We start from the raw sequence: 23,826 nt of genomic DNA, 5'->3' as shown, positions 1-23,826 counted from the left end.
TTTCAAATGGGTGTTCACGGTTATACCTCCTTTTCAGATTCCTTTGTTTTTAAGAAATCCTGTGTTGCATATTCAATCTCAATCCGATCTCCTGGAAAGACGTAAACTTTGTTGATAAGCCGGTCAATCAGAGCTTTTGTCAGCATGTTGGCGTTTCCGACTTCCTGCACAATTTCCTGTTGTTTCAGCTTGATCTCATAATCACTTTTTATCTGCTTTGTCTGTGCAGTAATGACAGCATGAACATTTTTAGCTCGTACCAGTTCCGTGTCATAAACCGCTTTTCGTGTTCGATAGGTTTCCAAATCAATCTCTCCAAGCGCATACTGCTCATAAAGATGCCGCTTGCTGTCTTGAATAGAACGGAGTTTTTCTTCATGTTCGGCCTGCTGGACTGTCTGCAAATCCAATTTATCCTTATTGCTGTCAATTCCCAGTGCCGGACACATTTGAGCCCGAATTGTTTCAAATACAACCTGCTCCAGATCGGCCATCTTTATGCGCACACCATGACAAGGAAGCGTTTCAGCCACCTCGGAATGACGGCAATAAAACCACGCACCATTTCGTAGAGACATTGCATGATCGCAGCATCCACAGAATACCTTACCGCGGAGCAGATAATCACGCGGTTTTTTATTTGACAGAGAGAAACGCTTAATTGAAGCATTGGCTTTTTCAAATAGATCCACACTTATAATAGCCGGATGATGGTTCGGGATTTTGAACCACTCACTTTCATCCTTTAACTGTGTATGTCGGCTGCCAATCTCTTTTACCTTTCTCTTGCCAATTACATAGGTACCGATATATCTTTGATCTTCTAAAATACGCAGAACCGTTGATGTACTCCAAACGCCGTTTGTTCGGGAAACATTGTAATAGGCCTTGCCTTTAAGTTTGCGATATTCCCCAGGGGTTGGGATATTCATGGCATACAATTTTCTTGTGATCTCGGCTGCGGTGTTGCCTTCAGACGCCCATTGAAATATCATCTGCACATTCGGGGCAACATCCTCGTCCGGTTCCATACGTCCGTCTGCACTCTTGCGATAGCCGTAAGGACAGATGACACTCTGATATTCCCCACGACGCATCTTTGCGTATTTTGCACTTTTGGTTTTCATGGACATATCCCGGCTATAACACTCGCTGATAAGATACTTGAAAGCAATATCAATCCCTCCGGTATCACCTTTGAAATTAGCTGTGTCAAAATCATCACTGACGGAAATAAAACGGGTGTGATAAAGAGGAAATACCCGCTCAATAAAATAGCCGGTTTCAATGCTGTTACGTCCAAATCGGGAAAGGTCTTTTACAATAATACAGTTGATTTTTCCGGCCTGAACCATTGTTAAAAGTTCCTGCACCGCCGGACGCTCAAAGTTTGTCCCCGTATGACCATTGTCAATAAATTCCAAAATCTCGCTGTCATCCCATTCCGGCAGAGACATAGCTTTTTCACGAAGAATCAGTTTTTGATTTGGTATGCTCAAACTTTCAGTTTTGAAATCTTCCACAGAAAGACGGATATAAAGGGCAATCACATAGTTGCGCACGGTTCCACCGCCTTTCCCTGAAATTCATTTTTGAAACGGAAGGTAACATGAATATTCCGCTCGTGGTCTATCTCAATTCGTTCAATGAGCCGTTCGATCAGTTCTGCAGTCAGTACGTGATCCTGTGCCAGTGTTTTTGCATCCTTTTCCATTGCACGGTATCTGGCAAGCTGGTTGTCCAGAGAGTCCATAGATTTTTCAAATACTTCAATCTCACCAGACAGAGCATTGATAGCATGTTCATAATCCGCTTTCAATTCAAAGTATTCGTCATTTGTCAAAATACCCTGTACAAAATTTTCATATAGGCCACGAATCAGCCGGCGTGTTTTTTCAATTTTCTGTCGTTTGGCCGACATCTGAATTTTCAGCTTATCTTTTTCCTGTTTTTGTCTTGCCTCCAACTGAAAGAGTGGCAGCGACATTCCCAGCGCAACTGTCAGCTCTTTTTCAAGAATAGCCGTAACAGTAGAAATCAGTTCTTTCTCCTGTATCATCGCACCTTTGCAGCTATCTTTTTCCACCCGGCTGTTTGTAAGGCAGTGGAACCAGTAAGTGTCGGGTCCTTTCCGGCGCTCGGCGCGTTGCCTGTGAAGGCTTCTGCCACAATCAGCACAGAACACTTTACCTTTGAAAATGTTTGGTGTGTAGGGACGTTTTGGAGTTGCTTTGCTTTCTTCACAGATCTGTTTTCTGTATTCCTGAACTGCATTAAACAACTCATGGCTGATGATCGGTTCATGGGTGCATTTTACAATAATCAGATTATCTTCTCCAGCCTTGACCTGCTGATGATCTACAATCTTTGTTTTCCCTTGCACCAGATCGCCTGTATAAACTTCGCTTTCTAAGATTTTCATCACTGTACGGGTCTGCCATTTGCCGCTTCCGATCAGTCCCGGACTGGTAATCTCGCCAGTGGTCTTTTTATAATGGCTCGGTGCCGGAATCCCCATCTCATTTAGGTTGCGGACAATCCGGTTCAGTGCCACATGTTCATGTGCCCATTCAAAAATCTGTTTTACTACAGGGGCAGTATTTTCATCAATCAGAAGTTTATGGCAATCATCCGGGTCTTTCCTGTAACCGTAAGGTGCCCGTGCACCAATATAGTCGCCATCTTTCATAGCCTGCCGCGCCTGTGCTTTGATTTTTCGCCCAATGTCCAGAGCATAGGCTTCATTGATCATATTTTTCAAAGGCAGCATGATACCGCCATGAAGATTTCCGGAATCCGCTGTGTCAAACTGATCCGTAACAGCAATGAACCGAACATTATGCGCATGAAAATATTGTTCGATATAATAACCTGTGTCAATAGAATTTCGCCCTAATCGGGAAAGATCCTTAACAATCACACAGTTAATGTGGCCTGCTTCAATATCAGATAGCATTTGCTGAAATCCAGGGCGGTGAAAATTTGTCCCTGTTGCTCCGTTGTCGATATAAGTATCATACACAACGAAGTCCGGTTTATCTGAAAGAAAGTCATTCAGTACCAGTTTTTGGTTTTCTACTGAGCAGCCCCGCTTTTTGTTATCCTCCACAGAAAGACGGATATACAGAGCCACATGTACATATAAAGATGGTGCCGGCATGGGAGCTGCCGTCTGTTTTCTGCTTTTTCTTGCCATTTAGCCCACCATCCTTTCTTCGTTTTTTGTAGCAATCTGTTCCGCCAAAGAGATTGCTTTCTGATACTCATCCTGGTAATTAAATTCAATATGCAGTTCATCTTTACCCATTACCCGTATGCTTCGGATAAGCTGCATGACTGCCCGACGGTCAATACCCTCCATAGTAGAAAATTTCATAAAATGGTTGATCCAACGGTTTCGTTCGCTTCGGTTTTCCAATACATCTGTAAGTTTTTCGTTCCATTCAGCGATTGCTTTTTGGAACAGTTCAATATCTGCATTGTATTTTCGCTTGTAAGAGAGAAATTCTTCCTTTGTCAGAATTCCACTCACCAGATTTTCATAGAGTTTTGCCTTAAAGCCCTCGGTCTGTGCCACACGCTTTTCATTTACTCTAATCTGTGCGGCATATTCCTGCGCCAATTCCCGGTTAATCCGTTCTTGACTGATACTGGACAGCAGGGCATCCAGAGAAGCAACATTTTCAATATATCCTTTCAAACTGTCCTGTACACATTCAATCAGATCCGACTCTTTCAGCATGACCGACGATGTGCAGCCATTCTTTTTGCCGGTCGGGCAGTAATAATAGTGATACTCTTTATCTTTATAGCGGTTCGTCTTGCGGGTCATACGGCAGCCACAACAGCCGCAGATCAAAATGCCGGAAAACAGGTAAACCTTATCCGATTTGGGAGAAGTCCTTGTGTCAATCCTGCGGAGCCGTTGCACCAGATCAAAATCGTGCTTTTGTATGATCGCTTCATGGGTTCCCTCCACACGAATCCATTCCGAAGAAGGTTTGTCCTCACGCTCTTTTAATTTGAAATGGGGCGTTGTCTGCTTGCCCTGGACCAGTGTTCCGGTGTAAGTTTCATCCTGTAAAATGCGGATGATTGTAGTTGCAGACCATTTGCAATCCTTTCGGTCTGTATAGCCACCTTTTGCATGAGGCATTCCGTGATTGCGCTTATACGCCAACGGTGAAAGAATTCCTAATCGGTTCAGTTCATCCGCTATATGGGAAGCGCTGAATCCTTCCAGCCGTTTTCTGAAAATATCCCGCACAACATTGGCAGCATATTCGTCTACTTCCAGGCTCTTGTGTTTATCGCCGACTTTCACATAACCATAGATGGTAAAAGCACCCACAAAATCCCCGCTGCGCCGTTTTACTTCCAGGGCACTCCGTGTCTTAACGGAAATATCCCGACAGTAAGCCTCATTCATAATGTTTTTGACAGAAACCGTGAGATCATCGGCAGCGTCATTTTCCGTGTCCACATTATCGTTAATTGCGATAAAACGCACTCCATAGGCTGGAAACACCCTGCGCATATAGCGGCCTGTTTCTATGTACTCACGACCTAAGCGGGAGAGGTCTTTGACAATCACGCAATTAGCTTCGCCTTGTTCGATCATCTGCATCATTTCCTGAAATGCCGGGCGATCAAACAAAACGCCACTATAACCATCGTCAATTTTTTCTGCCACAACCTCAATTTCCGGGTGTCGGGCTATGTAATCATCGATCAGGCGCCGCTGATTGGCAACGCTGTCACTTTCTACTGTTTTATCATCCGTATAAGAAAGACGGATGTACTTAATCGCTTTGTAAACCTGCATAAAAAAACACTCCTTTCGTTGCACAGAAAAATCCCCGCAATTCAAGAAGTGTGGTTAGTCCATATTCAATTCCTTTTCCGATTCTTATTCTACCATGCTTTTACGGAAAAGTCAGCCCCTTTCTTAAAATTGCGCCTATCGTAAAATACCCTTGATACATTCTTCCAGGGTAGCACCTTCAGCAGAAAAGCTGGCCTGTACAGTAAAACGCCCACACTTAAAATGGTATGGATTTTTGATTTGCTGAACGAATTCTGCAATCCGTTCATCACGGGAAAGTTCTTTGTTGACAGAGACATCCCGAATGTCTACCAGTGTACCCACTTCACTGACAATGGTATTCAATTCCATAGTATCAACTCCCTTCTGAAAACTGTGTTATCAAAACCACATGAATAGGTCGGATCTATGGTTATTACACACATAAATCCGGCCCATTATATCTGATTTCGATTTTACTGCCGTATTTGCCACGCACCCCGGCAAGTCCTTCTGTTATAAGGACGGGGCTGTTACAGGCTGCGGATAGCGTCACCGCATCATAGTCCCGCATACGCCGCCGCTTTGCCAGAGCAAGCAAACGCCGCAGGAACTCTCCCCAAGTCTTTAGGAAGCTGTGAAGAAGTACCATTATGATCTGCGTCGTTATCGCGTCCGGCCTGCCACAGCCGGTTTCGTAGGTTGCGTTTATCGCTCGGACAGCCTGGATCCATCACCTCCTTAGGCCGCCTGTCACCGCGCCGCCCCATCTGCCGCTCGGAACACAGAATGAAGTACCTGTAACAGCGTATATTCGGTTGTCAAGGAACAAGCAAGGGGCATGGCAGACAAATTGATATTGCAGTTGGGGTGGGAGGATGTATATGCTTCCTTACCACACCCGTCCAGCTTGTCCCGCCGAATATGTCCCTCTACTATTCAGTACATTTTTAGGGGCAAAGTTGCCGTCTGTTATAAAATTTCTTTGAAATATTTTTCCAGACTACGCAATCCGGCTTCGATAGAACGGGTGATCCGGCTTTTGTGTGTTCCTTCCGCTTTGGCAATATCTGCTTTGCTCATGCCAAGAAAAAAGTGTGCATAGATTCGTTGGCGCTGCTTTACCGGAAGTTTGGAAAGACCTTTATAAATCAACTCCGTCATTTGGCGCTGTTCCCAAATTTCTGCCGGGTTAAGAGGCTTTTGCAATATCTCACGCTCAATACCTTCGTCTCGATCCAGAGAGTAAAATGCTTTATAGCGGTATGTACGAATCCGATAGGCTTCTTCCAACAACATATATTCCCGAAGCAACAAAGCAACTTCATCCGGCACCTCAACGATCATGTCCTGTGTATAATACGGGTAATAATCCCGAAGATTGATTTTCTTCATAGTAATTTCCTCCAATTTCGATGTTTGAGTTGATGGCAAAAATCGAAATCAGAGGGTGGGCTGCGGCAGCGATAAGGTCTAAGTCTCTTTCTGATTAAAAAAAGGGTACAAAAAAGCGCGCCCGTACAAAGAACAGGCGCGCCAAAGCAGCAGTATGAAATTTTTCCGGGAGGTTGACAGCGAAAATGCTCAAACTTTGTCGAAACCAAAAACGCCGCAATCCATACGAGCTGGACTACGACGTATAGGTGACTGAATGTAAAGCAGTTTATCTGCAGATCTGTGTTGCATAGACGCATAGGCATTTCCTCCCATCAAGGAGGAACCTGAATCGGCTGCTTGATACCTCCTTGGGAGAAAATTATATCGGTTATGTTTCCTTTATCAGTCCGCAGATATTCGCTTTTTACTCTTTATATTCGCAATTTTCTACATATTCCGCTCTTAGAATATATGCTGCAAAAAGCAAGCCCACAAGGGGAAACAACACCTTGTGGGCTCATGTTATAGATGTTCAAATTTATAGCCGATCCCGGCGACACTCTCAATATAGTTTGGAAGATCCGGTTCAAAGCGCAATTTCTTACGCAACTTACTTATATGATTATGAATCGCTTTTCTCGAATAGAAATCACAATCTTCTTTCCAAACCAAATCGGTAATCAGTTCGTAAGTAAAAACACGTTTGGGATTGGCAATGAGTAATGCCAGTATATCAAACTCCTTACTTGTCAGGTTGATAATCCGTTCGCGAACCCTAACAGTACGATGTTCCAGGCATAGATAAAGCTCGCCTTCTTGTATTTCTGTCAGAGGATTTTTCTCTATTATGGAAGAAGTGTGACAGGAAATGAGTGCCGATCCATGACAGACTTCTTGTTCTAAAATATATTGCATTAGAGCATTCTTTTGTTCCTCGTTAAGAAGCAGAAATAACTTTTCGCCAATCTGTTTGCCGGATTCTTCTATATCAAAAACAGCTAATGTCCCATCACGTCACCATCCCTTTTTTCTAACTACTTTTTTCTTCTTAGTGACAGTCAATGTGCTGGGTTCTTTCTTTTTATTTGCAAGAATAATCACAGAAATCAAGAAAGTCAAAACTATTGTGATGAAAGCAGGGAAAATGTGATAAGTATAACCATATTCCGCACCACAAGTAGGGTCTACTAAAATCATGCTTGCTTTAATCGGATAATAATTTAACAGTGTTCCTTCAAAAGTTCCGAAATATCCATACACAAATGCTAACGCAACCCCACCCAAAAAATTGTTTACCGAACAACAGAATAGTAAAATAATCGGCAAAACTGAAATGTAAATTCCTAAATTTGCTCCGGTAACACGAATAAACATATTGAGCAGATTGCCAAAATGCACTCCTGGAAATCCAGCAATAACATTGATTACTAATGCTAGCACGCATCCTATAAAGCTAAAGCAGATTGTCAACAACAATAGGACAAGTAGTTTTCCTGAAAGTAACTGTTTATATGAAATAGGAATTGTTGATATATTCTTCATCGTATCGTCTGTATATTCCCTTGTTATAATATAACCTGCTATCAGTGCAATGATAATCGGAAAAAACAAGGTACAGTTACTAATCATAACTTGCTGCATAAAATAGTCAAATGTCCATGTCTGTCCACCGTTGGCTGTGGAATAAAACAGTGACAGCAGCGGCGAAAGCACTGTCATAATAATTCCGGCTTTTATTACAGAATAGCGTTTTAGTTTTAAAAATTCCGTTTTTATTATCTTTCCCATATCATTTACCTCGTCCATTTTTTATAAAAGCGAATGATCAACCACAACGAAAGTATAACAGTAATTGCCAGAATAAAAATTGTATGGAAGGTGGTTGGTACAATCGCATAGGCTTCCGGCAAAAGATTGTCTTTTTGCAAATGATCCATCATTAAGCCGCTTGTCCAGTTCATAACACATATAACTGGGAAAGAATTTAAGAAAGTAATTTTTGCAGCACTTATAGATGTTCCAATCGTCCCCAGTATGCCCCAGTTAAAAATAGAATAAAAAAACGCAAGCAGGATAGAAAGCAAAAAACTTTTGTTAAAACAAATAATTAAAAATACAATCGGCAAAGAAGCTGCTACGATAAGAACTCCAAAAATAAGGCTCATAAATATCTTATAAGTCATACCATAAACCATTCCTACATGAAACAGTTTACAAAACAACGCAACAGATAATGTGCTTGTCAGACAAAACGCAATGCTAAAAATAAAGAGCATAGAAATTTTTGCCATAATGAGTTGTGTATTTGTAACAGGAATTGTTCTAAGGTTTTTGGAAGTATCGCAATCTCTTTCTATAAAAAACAAAATAGCGGCAATGATACCAATTAGACATGGAAGCAAAAAAACCAATCCATATCCCAACATCATTGTATAAACATAATCAAATCGGGTTTGAAGATAATGTTCCGTTGTATCTGCACCTGTTCCCGCCTTTGCCATATATGCCAAAATCAACGGAAAAAATAACGATAATGACATCAGTGCGTATAATAATCTTTTTCGCTTTAATTTCCAAAATTCGCATTTGATCAGTTTAAGCAATTCCCTCGCCTCCCGTCACACGCTTGAAGTAATCTTCAAGACTTTCTTCACAAGTATGCGCCTCCGATACCTCCAATCCATTTTCAACAAAGGCAGTTACAATTTTCCCCACAGGTAGATCAAGGTTGTGCAGGCGCAGATTGTGGTCATCCTGTATAGAGAAATGGTTTTCACGGAAATTGCGTTCCAAAATTCTTGCCGCCTGTGCAGTATCAGAGAGCGTAAACCGGATATGCTTACTGCTTTTTTGCTCCAGCTCAGCAAGACTTTCTTCTTCCAGCAATGCACCGTGGTCGATAATTCCAATATCGTCAGCCAGCAAGGAAATCTCCGAAAGAATGTGACTGGAAATCAAAATCGTTTTTCCCTTTGCGTCGCAAAGCTCCCGAATAAAGGAGCGTACCTCCGCAATACCGATGGGATCAAGACCGTTGATCGGCTCATCCAAAATCAAAAGTTCTGGATCGTGCATAACGGCAAGGGCGATGGCAAGCCGCTGCTTCATACCAAGAGAATACTGTGAAAAGAGCTTTTTATCTTTGTAGGGCAGTCCTACCAAATCCAGAGCGTCTTTGATGGCATGATTGTTTGGTACGCCCCGCAGAGTAGCAAAGATACGCAAGTTCTCTGTGCCGGTCAGATTTGGATAAAAACCGGGGGACTCAATCAAGCTGCCGATACGGGGCAGCAATTTCTTTTCATTCCCCTGCAAGGGTTTTCCCCAGATTTTGACCTCCCCGGAAGTCGGATTTGTTAAGCCCAACAGCATTTTCATGGTAGTAGTTTTTCCGGCTCCGTTTCTGCCCAGCAGACCATAAATTCTCCCACGCATCACATGGATATTTAAGTCAGCCACACTCTTTTGTGAACCGTATTGCTTCGTCAGATTTTTCGTTTCAATGATGTAATTTGTGTCCATATTCAAAACCTCCTGTTCTGTAAAGTATTCTATCACGCCAACCTTGCATTAACCTTGCCGCAACCTTGCATTAACCTTGCAATTTGAAATCCGGCAAAATGACAAAGGTTCCCGCCATAAAGACGGGAACCCACTTAAATTTCCAAAGGAAAAAACAACATAAATTCAGTTCCTTTTCCCGGCAAACTTTCAACTGTTATGCTTCCACCCATCTTTTCTACAAGCTGATGGACAATAGAAAGACCAAGACCGCTGCCTTTTTCAGACCGACCTTTATCACACTTATAAAGCCGTTCAAAAATGTGTTTCAAATCTTCTTTCTCAATTCCTACACCATTATCCGCCAGCAGCAGCCTCATGTTATTTCCCTGCTTTGACAGGGCAATTTTAATTTTGTCCGCATGGCTGTGAGCGATTACATTTTGAATGAGATTATTGATAATCCTCATATAGCTGTCCGTATCCAATCTTACCCGGACAGGCTGTTCGAGAATATCAATGTCATAATCGACCTGCTTATCTTCAAAAATCGGTATCCAGTCGATCAGGATATTTCTTGTCAGCTCTGCGGCCTCAATAGGATGGATTTCCAAAGCAAACTCGTTGGAATTTAACTTGAACCAGTCAAAGAGTACATCAATATATTCTTTCAAATCATGGGCTTTCCGGCGGGCGATTTCGATATAATCATCCCGGTCTTTCCCTGTAACAAGCCCTTTATGTGCAGCGTCAAGATAGCCGATGAGGGTTGTAAGGGGTGTCCGAACATCGTGGGAAAGGCTCGTCATAAGCTGGCGGTTGGTTTCCTCTGCCTGCCGGACAATCGAAAGTCTGCTTTCATAGGACACAACGATCTCATTGATTTCATAGGCAAGAGGTGCTATCAGTTCATTTGTTGCAGACAAAATACGCCGATTGCCATTTCCATTTTTCACATCAACCAGCGCATCGGTCATTTCTGCTATTTGCTTTTTTACGCGACGAATGAGAAGGATGGAGGTTAGCACAGCTACAATAGCAATCACAACGGACAGGAAAACGATGATCTTCATACCAGCTATACCTCCTTATTAAAGCGGTAGCCAATCCCTTTGACCGTTTGAATATACTTTGGACTGGAAGGATTGACTTCTAATTTTTTACGAAGCCGGCTGATGATCGCCATAATGTTGCTGTCATCATAGAAATATTCTTCGCCCCAAACTTCCTCATAAATCTGCTGTTTTGTCAAAATTTTTCCTTGATGTTTTGCACAGTACAGGAGCAGATCAAATTCCTTTGGTGGAAGTTCAAAAGTGCCGGTTTCCGTCGTAACAGAACGATTTTCAAGGTCAATTTGCAACCCATCAAAATCCAGTTTTTGCATAGTTCCCGTTTGCTGATTAAAGCGGGTGTAGCGGCGAATGAGGGACGCAATACGGGCAATCAGTTCGTCCATATCAAACGGCTTTGTTAGATAATCGTCCGCTCCGGCCCGTAAGCCCCGCACTTTAGAAGCGCTGTCATTTTTGGATGTGAACATCAAAATCGGCCGGCTGTTCTCTTTGCGGATTTCTTCCAGCGTTTCAAAGCCATCCATACCGGGCATCATCACATCTAGCACCACAAGCTGGTATTCTTGCTCTTTTAATTTCTGCAAGCCCTCTTTTCCGGTATTACAAAAATCGGCTTCTATATGTTCTGATTGTACGCTGTGTTTAATCAAAGCGCACAGTTCTCTGTCATCATCTATAATCAAAATTTTATTCATGGCGCAATTCTCTCCCTTGTTTTGTCCGACCATCAATCGGCTTTTCTGCAGTTTTGGGAATCAGCCAAATACCGGCCATCTTTACTGCTCCAGAAATACGTTCACCAGCACAATAATAATTTACTCTACGAGGTGTCACGCCCCACTTCTCGGCGGCCTCTTTTAATGTCATATATTCCATATCGCACCTCCATAGAATCTATTATAGTTCTTTAGCTCGAATAATACAACCTTCAATATTAAGCGTTCGGAAGTGGATGTTAATTAAAGCCACAAGAAAATCTCGTGGCTTTAGCTTACAAATGTTCAAATTTATAGCCGATTCCGGCGACACTCTCAATATAGTTTGGAAGATCTGGTTCAAAGCGCAACTTCTTACGCAGCTTACTTATATGATTATGAATCGCTTTTCTCGAATAGAAATCACAATCCTCTTTCCAAACCAAATCGGTAATCAGTTCGTAAGTAAAAACACGTTTGGGATTAGCAATGAGTAATGCCAGTATATCAAACTCTTTGCTTGTCAGGTTGATAATCCGTTCACGAACCCTGACAGTGCGGTGCTCCAGACATAGATAAAGCTCGCCTTCCTGTATTTCTGTTAGAGGATTCTTCTTTGCTGCGGAGGAAGTGTGACAGGAATTGAATACCGTTCCATGACAGACTCCCTGTTCCAAAATATATTGCATTAGAGCATTCTTTTGTTCCTCGTTAAGAAGCAGAAATAATTTTTCTCCGATCTGCTTACCAGATTCTTCTATATCAAAAACAGCTAATGTCCCATCACATCATCACCTCCGTAAAATTTTTCAATTACTCCACAAAGAACAGAACTCGCCGGATCAGCTCCGGGATATTGACCGGGGCGGTGATATAGTCGTTTACGCCCTCATGCCGGTATTCATATTCCGTGGCAAGGTCGTTGTTTTCGGTGAGGATAAAGAACGGCAGAAGCCGGACAGGGGGATTCTTCATTTGGAACATCCCCGCCACCCGTCGCAGCGTATGAAACAGCTCCATTGCTGTGCCGTCCGGCAGTTCCAGATCGCACAAGATCAGTTCTATTTCCTTATCCTCAAAAATCCGGCGCTTGGCCTTCCCAATCGAGGAAACCAGAATTAGGTCAAAGCCCTTTTGCAGCATAGCCGCCCGCAGCACTCCGGCGTTGGTATCTTCCGCATGGACAAAGAGCAGCTTGTGAAAAGTCGGGGCTTTTTCGCCGGATAACTGCCGGTAGGCGTATTCCACCAGCTTATCTTGTAGCAGCAGCCCTTTCATTTTGTCCATGCACAGCGTTGCGCCCCGGCGCATAGCCTCCTGTTCATAGTCCTCCCTGTCATGGCAGGACGCCAGAATAAACGGCAGCTCCTTGTCTGCGGCCCGCACCTCGTCCAGAAAGTCCATGCCGGAACCGTCCGGCAGGTCGAGATCACAGCAGACCACCAGCGGCATTTCCTCTTGGATGGCGGCCCGCGCTTCTTTCAGAGTGGAAGCCGTTTTTACCGGGTAGCCCCGGTGCTGTAAGTATTTTTGCAGACACCATGTATAGGTGTCGCTGTCGTCAATCAGCAGTATCTTTTTCATGTGTCCTCACCCCCAATATTGATTTACCACAAGCATAAACTACAAATGTTACACAAATGTCCGAGGTGCCTTTGATTTCGACAGAAAAACAGGCTGAATTGTTACAAAGCTCGGACATTTCAAAAATTTCTTTGGAAAATGGCGAAAAAGGCGGGGCAGCACACGCCGCCCCGCCGATCCCATACGGTTATTCCATTGACCGCATTTGTTCAATCAGGGATTGTTTTTTCTGTCTGCGGACTGTCCATACAGACAAAATCAGTTCCATTCCGAACAATACCAGAATAAACAGACCCATTTCCAAAACCGGGAATTTGTAAGGCACTACTTTTCCGGCAAAAGCTCCTACACTAAATTTGCCACAAGCAAAGATGGAAGCCGGAAGCCCAACGATCAGCGTCGCCAATGTTGCAAAGAACGCATAGCATAGACCCTCGCAGATGTTCATTTTACATAGCTGCTTTTGGGTCAGTCCGATGGAACGCAAAACACTGTTTTCCTGTTTTCTGGACATTTGATTAGAGAGGGTCGTGTTAATCAGGTTGATAACACCAAAGAGGAATACCAGCCATGAAAGTACCTCCATACTGCCAAATACAAAAGAATTTATATTTTTTTCATACTCAATTATAGTGTCAATATTTTCTAACGCAATATCAGTATGAGTGGCTACAATATTTTTCAATTCAGACTCTACATTGTCCGCTTTTTTCGGATCACTCACAATGTTCCATGAATAGTCAAACGAAGCTATTTCTGGATGTAATTCATGGAATAATCCTTCCGGTGCAAATTCAAGCGGAGAGTCAACTGGGACTGTTCCATGTCCATCAGTTGGTATGGCATCGTTGTCAAACACCCCTGATATAGTAACAGGAATGGTTGATTTCCCAGAGGTAACTTCAACCGTTTCTCCCACTCTTATATTATCACGATTACTTGTATGCGAATCAATTATGATGCTGTGTGCATCCGCTGGCATAGTTCCCTCTATCAATGCAGCTTCAACCGCAGAATAATTTTGTTCAGTTAGTATATCACACCAACCAGCCTCATCAATTCCGTTGGCACGATAATTTATATGAAGGCTTTGTCTTTTTGTAATCACATCGGTTACACCATCAATGGCCAAAATTTCCTGCTTCAATTTCTCATTCAATGGATTTCCCGCTGCCATAGCTTCTTCTACTGCCAACTCGGAATGTAAATAAATTTTATAGTCACCATACGGATAAATCTGCCTTGCAAGTGCCTCTGGGGAGCGCAGCAAAACAATGGAGGATACCACAAGCAGGATAATTCCGCCCAAACTCAAAGACGCTATAATAGAGATCGTCTTTTTTCGGTCACGCTTAAAATTCGCAATTCCCATTGAAACGGGATTGAGCTTGATATTCTTTTTCCGGCTGCGGATGTCCTTTTGCACCGGGGTAAAACGGACGGCTTCAATGGGGGAAATCCCTGCCGCGATTTTCACCGGCTTACGGATGGAAATAGACACCATGATCCAACTGCTTATGAGTGTCAGGGAAACCATAACAACATAGAAAACAGCGTTAAATCCCTTGGAAAACAGAAGAAAACCGCAGCATACGCCCAGCACTGTACCAACCAAAATTCCGATACTGCCGAGTTTGCGTCCCTCCCGCTTTACAATCCGCTTGATTTGCTTTGGCGTTGCACCAATCGTCCGAAGCTGTCCGTAGCTCCTGATTTTGTCATTGATGGAGATACGGAAGATACTCTGAATCACAATATAGCCGCCGATCAGAACAATAACAATCACACCAACAATCGGTAAAAAATCAAAGGATTTAGAAGCATAAGCAAAATACTTGTTGTTCATGCTGGGATTAGGAAGCTGATATTCCTCTGCAATCTCCCTGCAATAAGAGGTTATCAGTTTCTCGCCCAACTGGTCGCTGTTTTTGAAATGGACATAGGCGCGATACCCAGCCGGATCAAACCCTTTCCATTCTGTCAGGGCAGCTTTGGAAAGAATGATCACGCAGGTATTCGCTTCTTTTTCATTTACGCTGTCCATAATGCCGGTAACGACATAATCACCATGAAAACTCTCGGTATCTAAGGTCACAGTGTCCCCGATCTTGGCATTGTTTCCATAGGTGGAGAGAAAGTATTCGCTTACGACAACTTCATTTGCTTTTTGGGGCAGATTCCCCTCCAATAGCTTCATTTGGTCGCGCCCAATCTCCATCATTTCTGCGTCATTATATACATAAGAGGCATGATAGCCCTGTTCCGAAAGTTCCTCACCGAGCATATAGTAGCCGCCTACGCGCTCAAACTCCGGCAGTCCTTTCAGGGTTTCAATGTCGTTTTCCTCTACGCCCAGCCAGACCGCCTCATAAGTATCGACAACCTGATTGCGCTGCATTTGTGTCAGGGAAGTAGCTACAATTCCCGTAAAGCAGATCAGAAATGCCGCCAGCGCAACGGCGATCACTACCATCAGATTCCGGCGCTTCTCGCTTTGCAAACTTTTCTTTGCCAGCTTCTTTGTAATGGCGCTGGTATCATTTTCAAAAGGCCATGTCATAGCCTGCCACCTCCTTATTCCACAATCTTGCCATCCTCAATGCGGACAATCCGATCTGCAAGGCGGGCTATGTCGTTGTTGTGGGTAATCATCACGACAGTTTGCCGGAACTCCGCACTGGTACGCTTGATAAGTCCCAGCACCTCGGCGCTGGTCTTACTGTCAAGGTTGCCGGTCGGCTCGTCGGCCAGCACAATAGCCGGTTTGGTAATCAGGGCGCGGGCAATCGCCACACGCTGCTGCTGGCCGCCAGAAAGATTGTTCGGCATATTTTTCAGTTTATCTTCCAGCCCCAACAGGCGAACGATCTCGTCCAAAAACTTCTGATCCACCGTGTCCCCGTCCAGCTCCACCGGCAGGACGATGTTCTCATACACATTCAGGATAGGAACAAGGTTATAGTTCTGGAAGATAAATCCAATGTTGCGGCGGCGGAAGATGGTAAGCTGTTCGTCGTTCTTCTTTGCCAGTTCTTCGCCTCGGACGATCACAGTTCCGCTGGTGGGGGTGTCCAGCCCGCCCATCATGTGAAGCAGGGTGGACTTGCCGCTGCCGGAGGTTCCCACAACGGCCACAAACTCGCCGTCCTCCACGGAGAAGTTCACGCCGTCAAGGGCGCGGGTAATGTTCGTCTCTGTGCCGTAATACTTTTTCAGGTCGATAGTCTGTAAAATACTCATAAAATTCAATCCTTTCTTTGTTTGTTGTAAATGCGGAACGCTGCCGCGCCGGTGGCCGCCAACTGTACCAGAATCAGCCCAGCGAACAGCCCGAAGCTCTCATAGTAGAACAGTTCATCCCAAAACAGGAGAACATCACAGAGAGCAGTCAAGGCAACCGTCCAGCGGATGTGCCGGGCCAGCCATTGCCGGAACACCAGCACAAGGACAGCGGGCGGGACGATCAGCAGCGCCAGATTCAAAATCAATGTCGGGGTCAGTTCCATTGCGTCGCCTCCTCGCTTTTGTTGATAAGGCTATTGTAAAACCCAAATGTCCGCGAAATGTTACAGCGGCCAAAAAATTTCATTGAAAATCGGGGTGAAATGTTACAACACTCGGACATTTCAAAAATTCTTATGACAATTCCCGTATTTGATCTACCAGAGATTGTTTTTTTATCTGCCGAATTGCCAAATACGAGAAAAGCATTTGGACGGCAAGCATCAGTATAAAATAACTGAACATTTCAACTGTCGGAAAATGATAGCTTACTTTTCCAAAAATACTCATTGCACTAAAGACGGTGCAGAGAAGATACCCGATAAGAGTTCCGCATGATATGGAAAGAAGAAGCACCCCTAATGTATAGAACAAGCCCTCTATCAATAACATTTTTGAAAGCTGTTTACTGCTCAAACCAACCGCTTGCAAAACACCCAGTTCTCGCTTCCGGGTCAAGATGTTTGTTATCAGTGTGTTTAGCAGATTGATAATGCCAAAAACCCCGATAAACATAACAAAAATGTAGACTGGCATACGATAGTTCAATAGTTTTTCGTTGTATGCCTCTACCCAATCATTCAAGGTACTAACATAGAGGCTGGAAGTCGGTGGAATTATCTTTTGGATTTCATCTTTTGCGGCTGCCCATTTACTGTCATCTGTATCTACAATAAATTGATAATTGAGGTTTTCAATAGGAACGATCTTTGACAGCATTTCTAAAGGAATAAATAGCGTATCATATCCGCCATACGGGATATTAGCGTCCACAATTCCCATTACTTTTACTTCCAATGTTTGTCCGCCAACTTCAATCAGAAGTTCGTCCCCAATCGCTGCATCCCACCCAAAAGTTTCTTTCCACTGTGGGCCATTTTCAATAATAATGCCATTGTTTTTAAGTAGTTCCTGCAAATCTGCTGTACCATCAATCAAATATTGCTCAATCAATTTTTGAGAGCTTCGTGTATATGCGTCTGAAACAATCGGTTCAATATCTCCCGTTGGCATACGAACATTCAAAACGGTGCCTTGGTATTCTTTTATTTCTTCCACACCATCTATGTCCAAAATGGATTCTCTAAAATCTTCTGTAAGCAGATTCGATTTTTGGAGTTCTGAATATTGTTCGCTGTTATGTGCCTGTGGCCCGTAATCGCCTAATTCAAGGCGAATTTCTCCGTAAGGAAAACTCCTACGCGCCATCGCTAAAGGATCAATGGAATTAAAATATGCAGAGCTTGCCATCAGCAAAATTCCACATACCCCTAACGACAGAATCGTTAAGGCGGTTTTCTTTCTGTTTCTTGCAAAATTAAGAAAAGCTAAGTTTTTTGCGGATAGAGAACGATGTAACACTTTTGTACTGTTGGACATTACATCATTATTGCTCGCCATATAACGGACTGCTTCAATAGGCGTAACATGAGCAGCAATCTTGGCTGGCTTAATTACAGCAATCATAACGCATAAATACACAAACAGAGCTGTGACAGCGGCAATTACAAATACCATTAAAGTGTTCCAGCCTTGCGGGACAAGGACATATCCCGCTATTGCACCGGCTAATATTCCAATCGGAATACCAATTTTGGAAAGATGAAATCCCTCTCTAAAAACGATTCTTTTCATCTGTTTTCCAGTTGCCCCTATTGTCCGCAGTTTTCCATATTCTTTTGTTTTTCTGGCTATGGACACATAGAACAGACTGTAAATAACAAGGGTACACGCCAAAGCGATAATAAGACTGATAAATGCTATTACAGTGACATATTGACTGCTTCTCTGTTCAATGAGAGAAAAATAATATGTTGAAAACTGCATTTGCTCCGGCTGTATTTTCAATTCTCTGCACAATGTTGATAATTCAGCTTGTATAGCAGCCTTAGACCAACCATCAGATTCATTCAAACGGATATAAGCGGAGTATGCCGGTTCGCTGAGCTTGTTTTCAATATAGGACTGCGACACGAATACGGAATAATTTGAATTTTCGACAGGCAAAATACCACATAAGGTATAATCTTTTTCTCCATCTCCCAGATTTAACGATATAATATCGCCCACGGATTTGGACAATCCAGCTCTATCAAGAAACGCCTTTGTGATAGCAATTTCATTTGTAGATTTGGGCAATTCCCCCTCCAAATCAGGATATTTTGCTAATTTCATTAGTGTTTCATCCATTGAACGGACGGTTAATTTGTAGTCCCCATAAGATACTAAACCCAATAAATGACTTACACCCACTTGAACCCTACTGTCATTTACTAATTTTGTAATGGTATCATTATCGACTTCATTGATAATTGCTTGATAACGCCCAGCTGCATCATTTAATGATTTTCGCTGCGAAGCAAAAAAATACAAGGTCGTTGTCATTATCAAGCAGGTAGCTAAGGCAATCGTAATGATAATGAGAATGTTTCTACTTTTATCTGCTTTTAAGTTTCGTTTTGCCAACTTTTTTGTAATGGCGCTTGTATCGTTCTCAAAAGGCCATGTCATAGTTGTATCACCTCCATATTTGATAAGGCCATTGTAAAACCCAAATGTCCGCGAAATGTTACAGCGGCTAAAAAATTTCATTGAAAATCGGGGTGAAATGTTACAACGCTCGGACATTTCAAAAAAATTTACGGCGGGCAGCCGGGAATGGCCGTCCGCCGCGATTTATTTTGTAGGCAGCATAATGGAAAATTCTGAACCCTTGCCCGGCTCCGAAACCACTTTGATATAGCCACCCTGCCGCGTTACGATCTCGCGGGCCAGATACAGGCCAATGCCCACGCCCTGCTGTTCGTGTACTTCTTCCTCACGATAGAAGCGCCGGAAGATGGCGGCCTGATTGCTTTCGGAAATGCCCTTGCCGGTGTCGGTCACTTTGATCTCCACATACATTTCCCACAGCACCACCGACACAGCGATTTTCCCGCCTGCCGGGGTGTACTTCACCGCATTGTCCAGCAGGTTAAAGAGGGCTTCGGATGTCCACTTGCTGTCATGAGAAAAGGCCAAATCCTCCGGGCAGTCCACGGACACGGCGATTTCCTTTTTCTCCGCTGCATACACGATCCCACTCATGGCCTGCGCCACGGTATCAAAGAGGCGGCCCGGCTTCTTATCCAACTGGATCACGCCCGTTTCCAGCCGTGAGGTTTTCACAAGGGCCTGAAAGAGAAAGTCCAGCTTATCCGTCTGGCTGCGGATTCCCCGGATAAAGTCGGTGCGCTCCGCCTCGGTCATAGGCTTTTCCAGCAGGGTGTCCGTCGCCATTTTCAGATTGCTTACCGGCGTTTTCACCTGATGGGAAATGTCCGATACAAGGGTCTGTAACTCCTGCCGTTCCTCGTCCACCCGGCGGCGGTTCTCCTGCATGATCTGATAAAGCCTTGCCAGCCGGTGTCCAATTCTGGCAAGCTGGGTTTCGCTGTCCTCTGGCCGTTGGGGTGCTTCATTTCCGGCGATCATGTGGTCTAAAGTCTGGCACAGGTCAGCGGTAAACTGCGACAGCCGCTTTCCAAACGCCTGCGTCAGTACAAAAATCCCCACAAGGGCACACAGCAGCAGCGCCCCGCCCGTCAGCAGCACCGCCGTCTGTTTTGTCACAAGAAACAGGGCTATGGTGATCCCGGACATGGAGAGGACAAGCCCCATTGCCACCCGGCCAAACAGCCGCTTTACCGAGAGATTTTGAAACTTCATTTTGCCTCGCCTCCCGTCCATTGATAGCCCATGCCGTAAACGGTCTTGATGTAGGGCGCGCCGCCGTCGGCTTCAATCTTGCTACGAATCCGGCTGATGGAGGTTGTCAGGGTGTGTTCGTCCACAAACCTTTCGTCTATATCCCACAGCTTTTCCAAAAGCTGCCCACGGGTCAGCACTTGCCGGGGATTTTTACGGAACAGGTTCAGCATTTTGTACTCCATCGGGGATAGGGTCAGGGGCTTGCCGTTTAAGGAAGCCGTCTGCTCCGAGAAGTCCAGAAACAGCCGCCCGTCGTCGTAAATGTCCTTGGCCGGTTTGTGGTGTTCCAGCATGGCGAACATGGCTTTGATTTTTCGCTGCAAGGCCCCGATCACAAAGGGCTTTGTGATGTAGTCCACCGCGCCCACCTCATAGCCCCGTATCTGGTCGCTCTCCTGATCGTTAGCGGTCAGGAAAATCACAATGGTGTCCGGGTGCTGGGGCTTTATCAGTTTGCACAGCTCAAAACCGTTGCCGTCCGGCAGGTTGATGTCCAGCAGCACTAAGTCAAATTCCCGCTGGCGTATGGCTTCGGCTGCGGTTCTGGCGTTTAGGGCAGAAGTCACGCCGTAGCCGTCTGCGGTCAGGTTATAGGCCACCATCTTATTCAAAAAACTGTCGTCCTCGACAATTAAAATCTGCTTCATATCCTCACTTCCTTTGCTTTTTGTAGATAGTATAACAGGCAAATGTCCTTTGTTGCAGAAAACACAATTTTCTGATAAAGGAAAATTTACTCCATTGTTTTAATGCGCTCGATCACAGGATGTCTTTTGCTATATCGTACAGAGAAAACGGAGTAAGCGGCCAGTATGAAGAAAAGCGCTACAAAATATATGCTTATTTCTAAAACTGGAAAATGATAAGTCAATGTCCCGAATGTCCCAACCTGATTGAAAACTTTGCAAAGTACAAATCCTGTTAAAGTTCCAATCGTTAAAGTTAAAATAGCCGTACCAGAAACATAATAGAAACATTCTGTTTGCAGCATTTTGGAGAATTGCTTACTGCTCAATCCCACAGACTGTAAAATACCAAATTCCTGCTGTCTTGATATAATGTTTGTCATTAGCGTGTTGATAAGGCTGATTAGCCCAAAAACAGCAATGAAAAATACCAATCCGTATAACGGCATTTTTATGTTATCCATTTCCTCTTGCAGATAAGTAATAATATCGCTGATACTGAAAACTTCTATACCTCCACGATTTTCCGCCAACTGGAAAATCTTATTCTCAACTTCTGTAAGCTGATCTCTTTCCACATCTACAATGCAGGTTATGTTGAAGTTGGAAACATTTTCTTTCATCATAGGTAAGAGTTCCTGCGGAAAATAGAAAGAAGCTGAATCCCCACCGAGATTAGGAGCTTTCCCAATCCCCATTACAGTAAATTCTTCCCATTGTCCATCCGCTGTTTCCACTTTGACTATATCGCCAATTTGAGGAGTGTAATTATAATAGTCGCTTAACAGCTTGGCGGAATTATCTACGATAACTCCTTTTCCGTTGATAAGTTTCTGGCGGTCTGCGGTTCCCTCAATTAGTCCTTGTGAAAAGGCCTCGTACTGATTTTCGGGGATTCCAATTTGGGTAAAGAAATGGCTGTTACCATCCTTGAAAGGAGTGGGAAATTCCATATTTGAAACACAGCCCTGTATAAATTCAATATTCTTTACGCCATCCATATCTGAAATCGTTTCTTCCAAAACTTCATCCAATGGATTTTTCGTTTGAAGTGCATTGATCCCGGCGGGGCGATCTTCCGCATTTGTGTTGGCGGGATCAAGGGAAAGTACAATGTCGCCATTTGCAAATTGCTGTTTTGCCATGCTTTCTACATCAGTTGAATTAAGGTAGGTGGCGGCACACATCAGTAAAACTCCGGCAAATCCCAAAGACAATACGGTTAGTATAGCTTTTTTCTTGTTCCGGGCAAAGCTCATTCGGGCAAGCGAAGATGGCGTAATTTTTCGATGTTCGATCCGCGTTTTTTCTGTCGCCGGTGTATCAGTCGTATTGATTCGCAGCGCCTCAATAGGCGATACCATAGAGGCTTTCTTTACAGGGGTATGGACAGCAATTTTCAAGGCAATTTCTGTAACAAGGGCAATCACAACGGCACATTCCAGTGTAGTCATCCAATGCCAGCCGTCCGGGACGAAACAATAGCCCAAAACACTTCCCAATACAACACCGATAGGAATTGCAGCACAGGATAACAAAAAACTTTCTTTTCGCACGATACGCTTGATCTGAACCGATGTAGCCCCCAGCACACGCAGTCTGCCATATTCATGTGTTTTCCCGATAACAGAAATGTAGAACAGGCTGTAAATAACCAAAGAACAGGCCAGTACAATTAAACTGCTTGCTCCGATAATCACCAATAGCTCCAGCGTGGATTTTTCTTCTGCCAATCCAAAGTAGGTAGAGCTATACATAACATACTGTTCAGGTACACCGCTTTGTTCCGCAATTTCGTTTATCAGCAGTTTCAAAGTTTCGCTGTCCATATTTTCGGTATTTTTCACGCGAACCAAAAGATCGTAACAGTTTGCTTTTTCATACCGGCTATATAAGCCATCCGATACAATGACTTGATAAATACGGGACGCATTACTGCTTTGAATAATGCCGCAAACATGATATGTCTGATTTTTTCCAAAAGGCATATCCAGTGTAACGGTTTGATCCAGTTGAACCGGCAACCCTAAATGCTCCAAATAGGACTGTTCCACAATGATTTCATTTTCTGCCTCCGGCATTTTTCCCAGCAAGTCAGTAACGTCTTTTAGTTCAAGTGCATTTTGATCTCTGTAATACACATCCAAAGTATAGTCATTGATACGGCTCGTTCCCATTGCAGCCTCTTTGCCGACTGCTTCAATCTGGTTGTTATGTTCCAGTTTTTCAAAGACGGTACTGGTACTGTTAATAAAGCTGCCCTGATAGCGTCCTTGCAGATAAAGCCTATTTTCACGGTCTGTTCCGAGATTATATAGTGCTAATACCATCATCAAACTAACTGCAAAAGCAATCGTTATGATAATAAACGCATTGCGTCTTTTATCCGCTTTCATGCTTCGGTCTGCTAATTTTTTTACAATGGCGCTGGTGTCATTCTCAAAAGGCCATGTCATAGTTGTATCACCTCCATATTTGATAAGGCCATTGTAAACCCCAAATGTCCGCGAAATGTTACAGCGGACAAAAAATTTTATTTTTTTGCATTTCTCTGTTATAGCAGTTCAAAATAATAACTCTATTATAGGCAGTTATCAAAGGTTTATCAATGCGGCAACTGTAAACAGATTCTCTGCCAAAGACTCTTAAAACTACTGGCAAGCAATGCAATCTTACGTAAGATTGCGTATTTAGCAGAAATCCCGTTTCCGGAATTCCTGCTAATGCTTGTTGGTGACATATCCCCAAACCCCTGAGATCATTGCCGGTGGCAATGGCTGCGCGTTCCGTTGGAACGCTGAAAACCAAAAGCAGACAAATCTTATTGACGGGATTTTTCTGTGCTGCGCTGC

The 23,826-nt window shown here is 43.7% G+C and carries 21 protein-coding genes; all 21 read right to left on the bottom strand.

The annotated features are described in order from the left end of the window. Positions 1-20: 20 nt before the first annotated feature. The 21 genes from ACYQ5K_RS08420 to ACYQ5K_RS08320 all read right to left on the bottom strand — a co-directional run bounded on the left by ACYQ5K_RS08420 (position 21) and on the right by ACYQ5K_RS08320 (position 23,430). Positions 21-1,562 (bottom strand): recombinase family protein, encoded by a 1,542-nt coding sequence (locus ACYQ5K_RS08420; RefSeq protein ID WP_459777457.1) that lies wholly within the window; start codon positions 1,560-1,562, stop codon positions 21-23. Beyond that, positions 1,547-3,196: a recombinase family protein gene (locus ACYQ5K_RS08415; protein ID WP_459777456.1), complete on the bottom strand. Its 1,650-nt coding sequence runs from the start codon at positions 3,194-3,196 to the stop codon at positions 1,547-1,549. The genes ACYQ5K_RS08420 and ACYQ5K_RS08415 overlap by 16 nt, the downstream gene beginning before the upstream one ends. Continuing rightward, complete coding sequence (locus tag ACYQ5K_RS08410; protein ID WP_459777455.1) at positions 3,197-4,825, bottom strand: recombinase family protein; 1,629 nt, start codon at positions 4,823-4,825, stop codon at positions 3,197-3,199. A 135-nt stretch (positions 4,826-4,960) separates the two neighbouring features. Further along, the gene (locus ACYQ5K_RS08405; protein ID WP_005361189.1) at positions 4,961-5,176 is read right to left on the bottom strand and encodes a DUF6870 family protein; all 216 of its coding nucleotides are present in this window, start codon (positions 5,174-5,176) and stop codon (positions 4,961-4,963) included. 600 nt (positions 5,177-5,776) lie between these two features. Continuing rightward, positions 5,777-6,199: a hypothetical protein gene (locus tag ACYQ5K_RS08400; RefSeq protein ID WP_015542925.1), complete on the bottom strand. Its 423-nt coding sequence runs from the start codon at positions 6,197-6,199 to the stop codon at positions 5,777-5,779. A gap of 504 nt (positions 6,200-6,703) precedes the next feature. Continuing rightward, positions 6,704-7,096 (bottom strand): winged helix-turn-helix domain-containing protein, encoded by a 393-nt coding sequence (locus ACYQ5K_RS08395; protein ID WP_033143723.1) that lies wholly within the window; start codon positions 7,094-7,096, stop codon positions 6,704-6,706. A gap of 99 nt (positions 7,097-7,195) precedes the next feature. After that, positions 7,196-7,969, bottom strand: coding sequence for an ABC transporter permease (locus tag ACYQ5K_RS08390; protein ID WP_117538752.1), 774 nt, complete (start codon positions 7,967-7,969; stop codon positions 7,196-7,198). 5 nt (positions 7,970-7,974) lie between these two features. After that, entirely contained in the window at positions 7,975-8,784 is an 810-nt protein-coding gene (locus ACYQ5K_RS08385; protein ID WP_117538751.1) for an ABC transporter permease, read from the bottom strand. After that, a complete protein-coding gene (locus ACYQ5K_RS08380) occupies positions 8,777-9,703 on the bottom strand; it encodes an ABC transporter ATP-binding protein (protein ID WP_117538750.1) in 927 nt (308 codons plus the stop codon). The genes ACYQ5K_RS08385 and ACYQ5K_RS08380 overlap by 8 nt, the downstream gene beginning before the upstream one ends. A gap of 134 nt (positions 9,704-9,837) precedes the next feature. Next, positions 9,838-10,755, bottom strand: a complete 918-nt coding sequence (locus ACYQ5K_RS08375; RefSeq protein WP_117538749.1) for a sensor histidine kinase — start codon at positions 10,753-10,755, stop codon at positions 9,838-9,840. 5 nt (positions 10,756-10,760) lie between these two features. Further along, a complete protein-coding gene (locus tag ACYQ5K_RS08370) occupies positions 10,761-11,453 on the bottom strand; it encodes a response regulator transcription factor (RefSeq protein WP_459777454.1) in 693 nt (230 codons plus the stop codon). Beyond that, positions 11,446-11,634: a helix-turn-helix domain-containing protein gene (locus ACYQ5K_RS08365; protein ID WP_055221059.1), complete on the bottom strand. Its 189-nt coding sequence runs from the start codon at positions 11,632-11,634 to the stop codon at positions 11,446-11,448. The genes ACYQ5K_RS08370 and ACYQ5K_RS08365 overlap by 8 nt, the downstream gene beginning before the upstream one ends. A gap of 115 nt (positions 11,635-11,749) precedes the next feature. After that, the gene (locus ACYQ5K_RS08360; RefSeq protein ID WP_117538747.1) at positions 11,750-12,142 is read right to left on the bottom strand and encodes a winged helix-turn-helix domain-containing protein; all 393 of its coding nucleotides are present in this window, start codon (positions 12,140-12,142) and stop codon (positions 11,750-11,752) included. Between the two features lie 124 nt (positions 12,143-12,266). After that, positions 12,267-13,037, bottom strand: coding sequence for a response regulator (locus ACYQ5K_RS08355; RefSeq protein WP_117538746.1), 771 nt, complete (start codon positions 13,035-13,037; stop codon positions 12,267-12,269). A gap of 187 nt (positions 13,038-13,224) precedes the next feature. After that, positions 13,225-15,597: an ABC transporter permease gene (locus tag ACYQ5K_RS08350; protein ID WP_459777453.1), complete on the bottom strand. Its 2,373-nt coding sequence runs from the start codon at positions 15,595-15,597 to the stop codon at positions 13,225-13,227. Positions 15,598-15,611: 14 nt separating this feature from the next. Beyond that, on the bottom strand, positions 15,612-16,277 hold the full coding sequence (locus ACYQ5K_RS08345; protein ID WP_033143516.1) for an ABC transporter ATP-binding protein: 666 nt from the start codon (positions 16,275-16,277) through the stop codon (positions 15,612-15,614). 5 nt (positions 16,278-16,282) lie between these two features. Then, the gene (locus ACYQ5K_RS08340) at positions 16,283-16,543 is read right to left on the bottom strand and encodes a hypothetical protein (RefSeq protein WP_008816373.1); all 261 of its coding nucleotides are present in this window, start codon (positions 16,541-16,543) and stop codon (positions 16,283-16,285) included. Between the two features lie 130 nt (positions 16,544-16,673). Continuing rightward, entirely contained in the window at positions 16,674-19,049 is a 2,376-nt protein-coding gene (locus ACYQ5K_RS08335) for an ABC transporter permease (RefSeq protein ID WP_459777452.1), read from the bottom strand. A 165-nt stretch (positions 19,050-19,214) separates the two neighbouring features. Beyond that, on the bottom strand, positions 19,215-20,246 hold the full coding sequence (locus tag ACYQ5K_RS08330) for a sensor histidine kinase (protein ID WP_033143518.1): 1,032 nt from the start codon (positions 20,244-20,246) through the stop codon (positions 19,215-19,217). Next, the gene (locus tag ACYQ5K_RS08325) at positions 20,243-20,935 is read right to left on the bottom strand and encodes a response regulator transcription factor (protein WP_249325795.1); all 693 of its coding nucleotides are present in this window, start codon (positions 20,933-20,935) and stop codon (positions 20,243-20,245) included. The genes ACYQ5K_RS08330 and ACYQ5K_RS08325 overlap by 4 nt, the downstream gene beginning before the upstream one ends. Before the next feature lie 86 nt (positions 20,936-21,021). Continuing rightward, the gene (locus ACYQ5K_RS08320; protein ID WP_459777451.1) at positions 21,022-23,430 is read right to left on the bottom strand and encodes an ABC transporter permease; all 2,409 of its coding nucleotides are present in this window, start codon (positions 23,428-23,430) and stop codon (positions 21,022-21,024) included. Positions 23,431-23,826 lie beyond the last annotated feature (396 nt).

Source organism: Allocoprococcus similis (assembly GCF_054660775.1).
The sequence above is the reverse complement of the archived record's forward strand: the minus strand, read 5'-3'. Positions and strand labels throughout refer to the sequence as shown.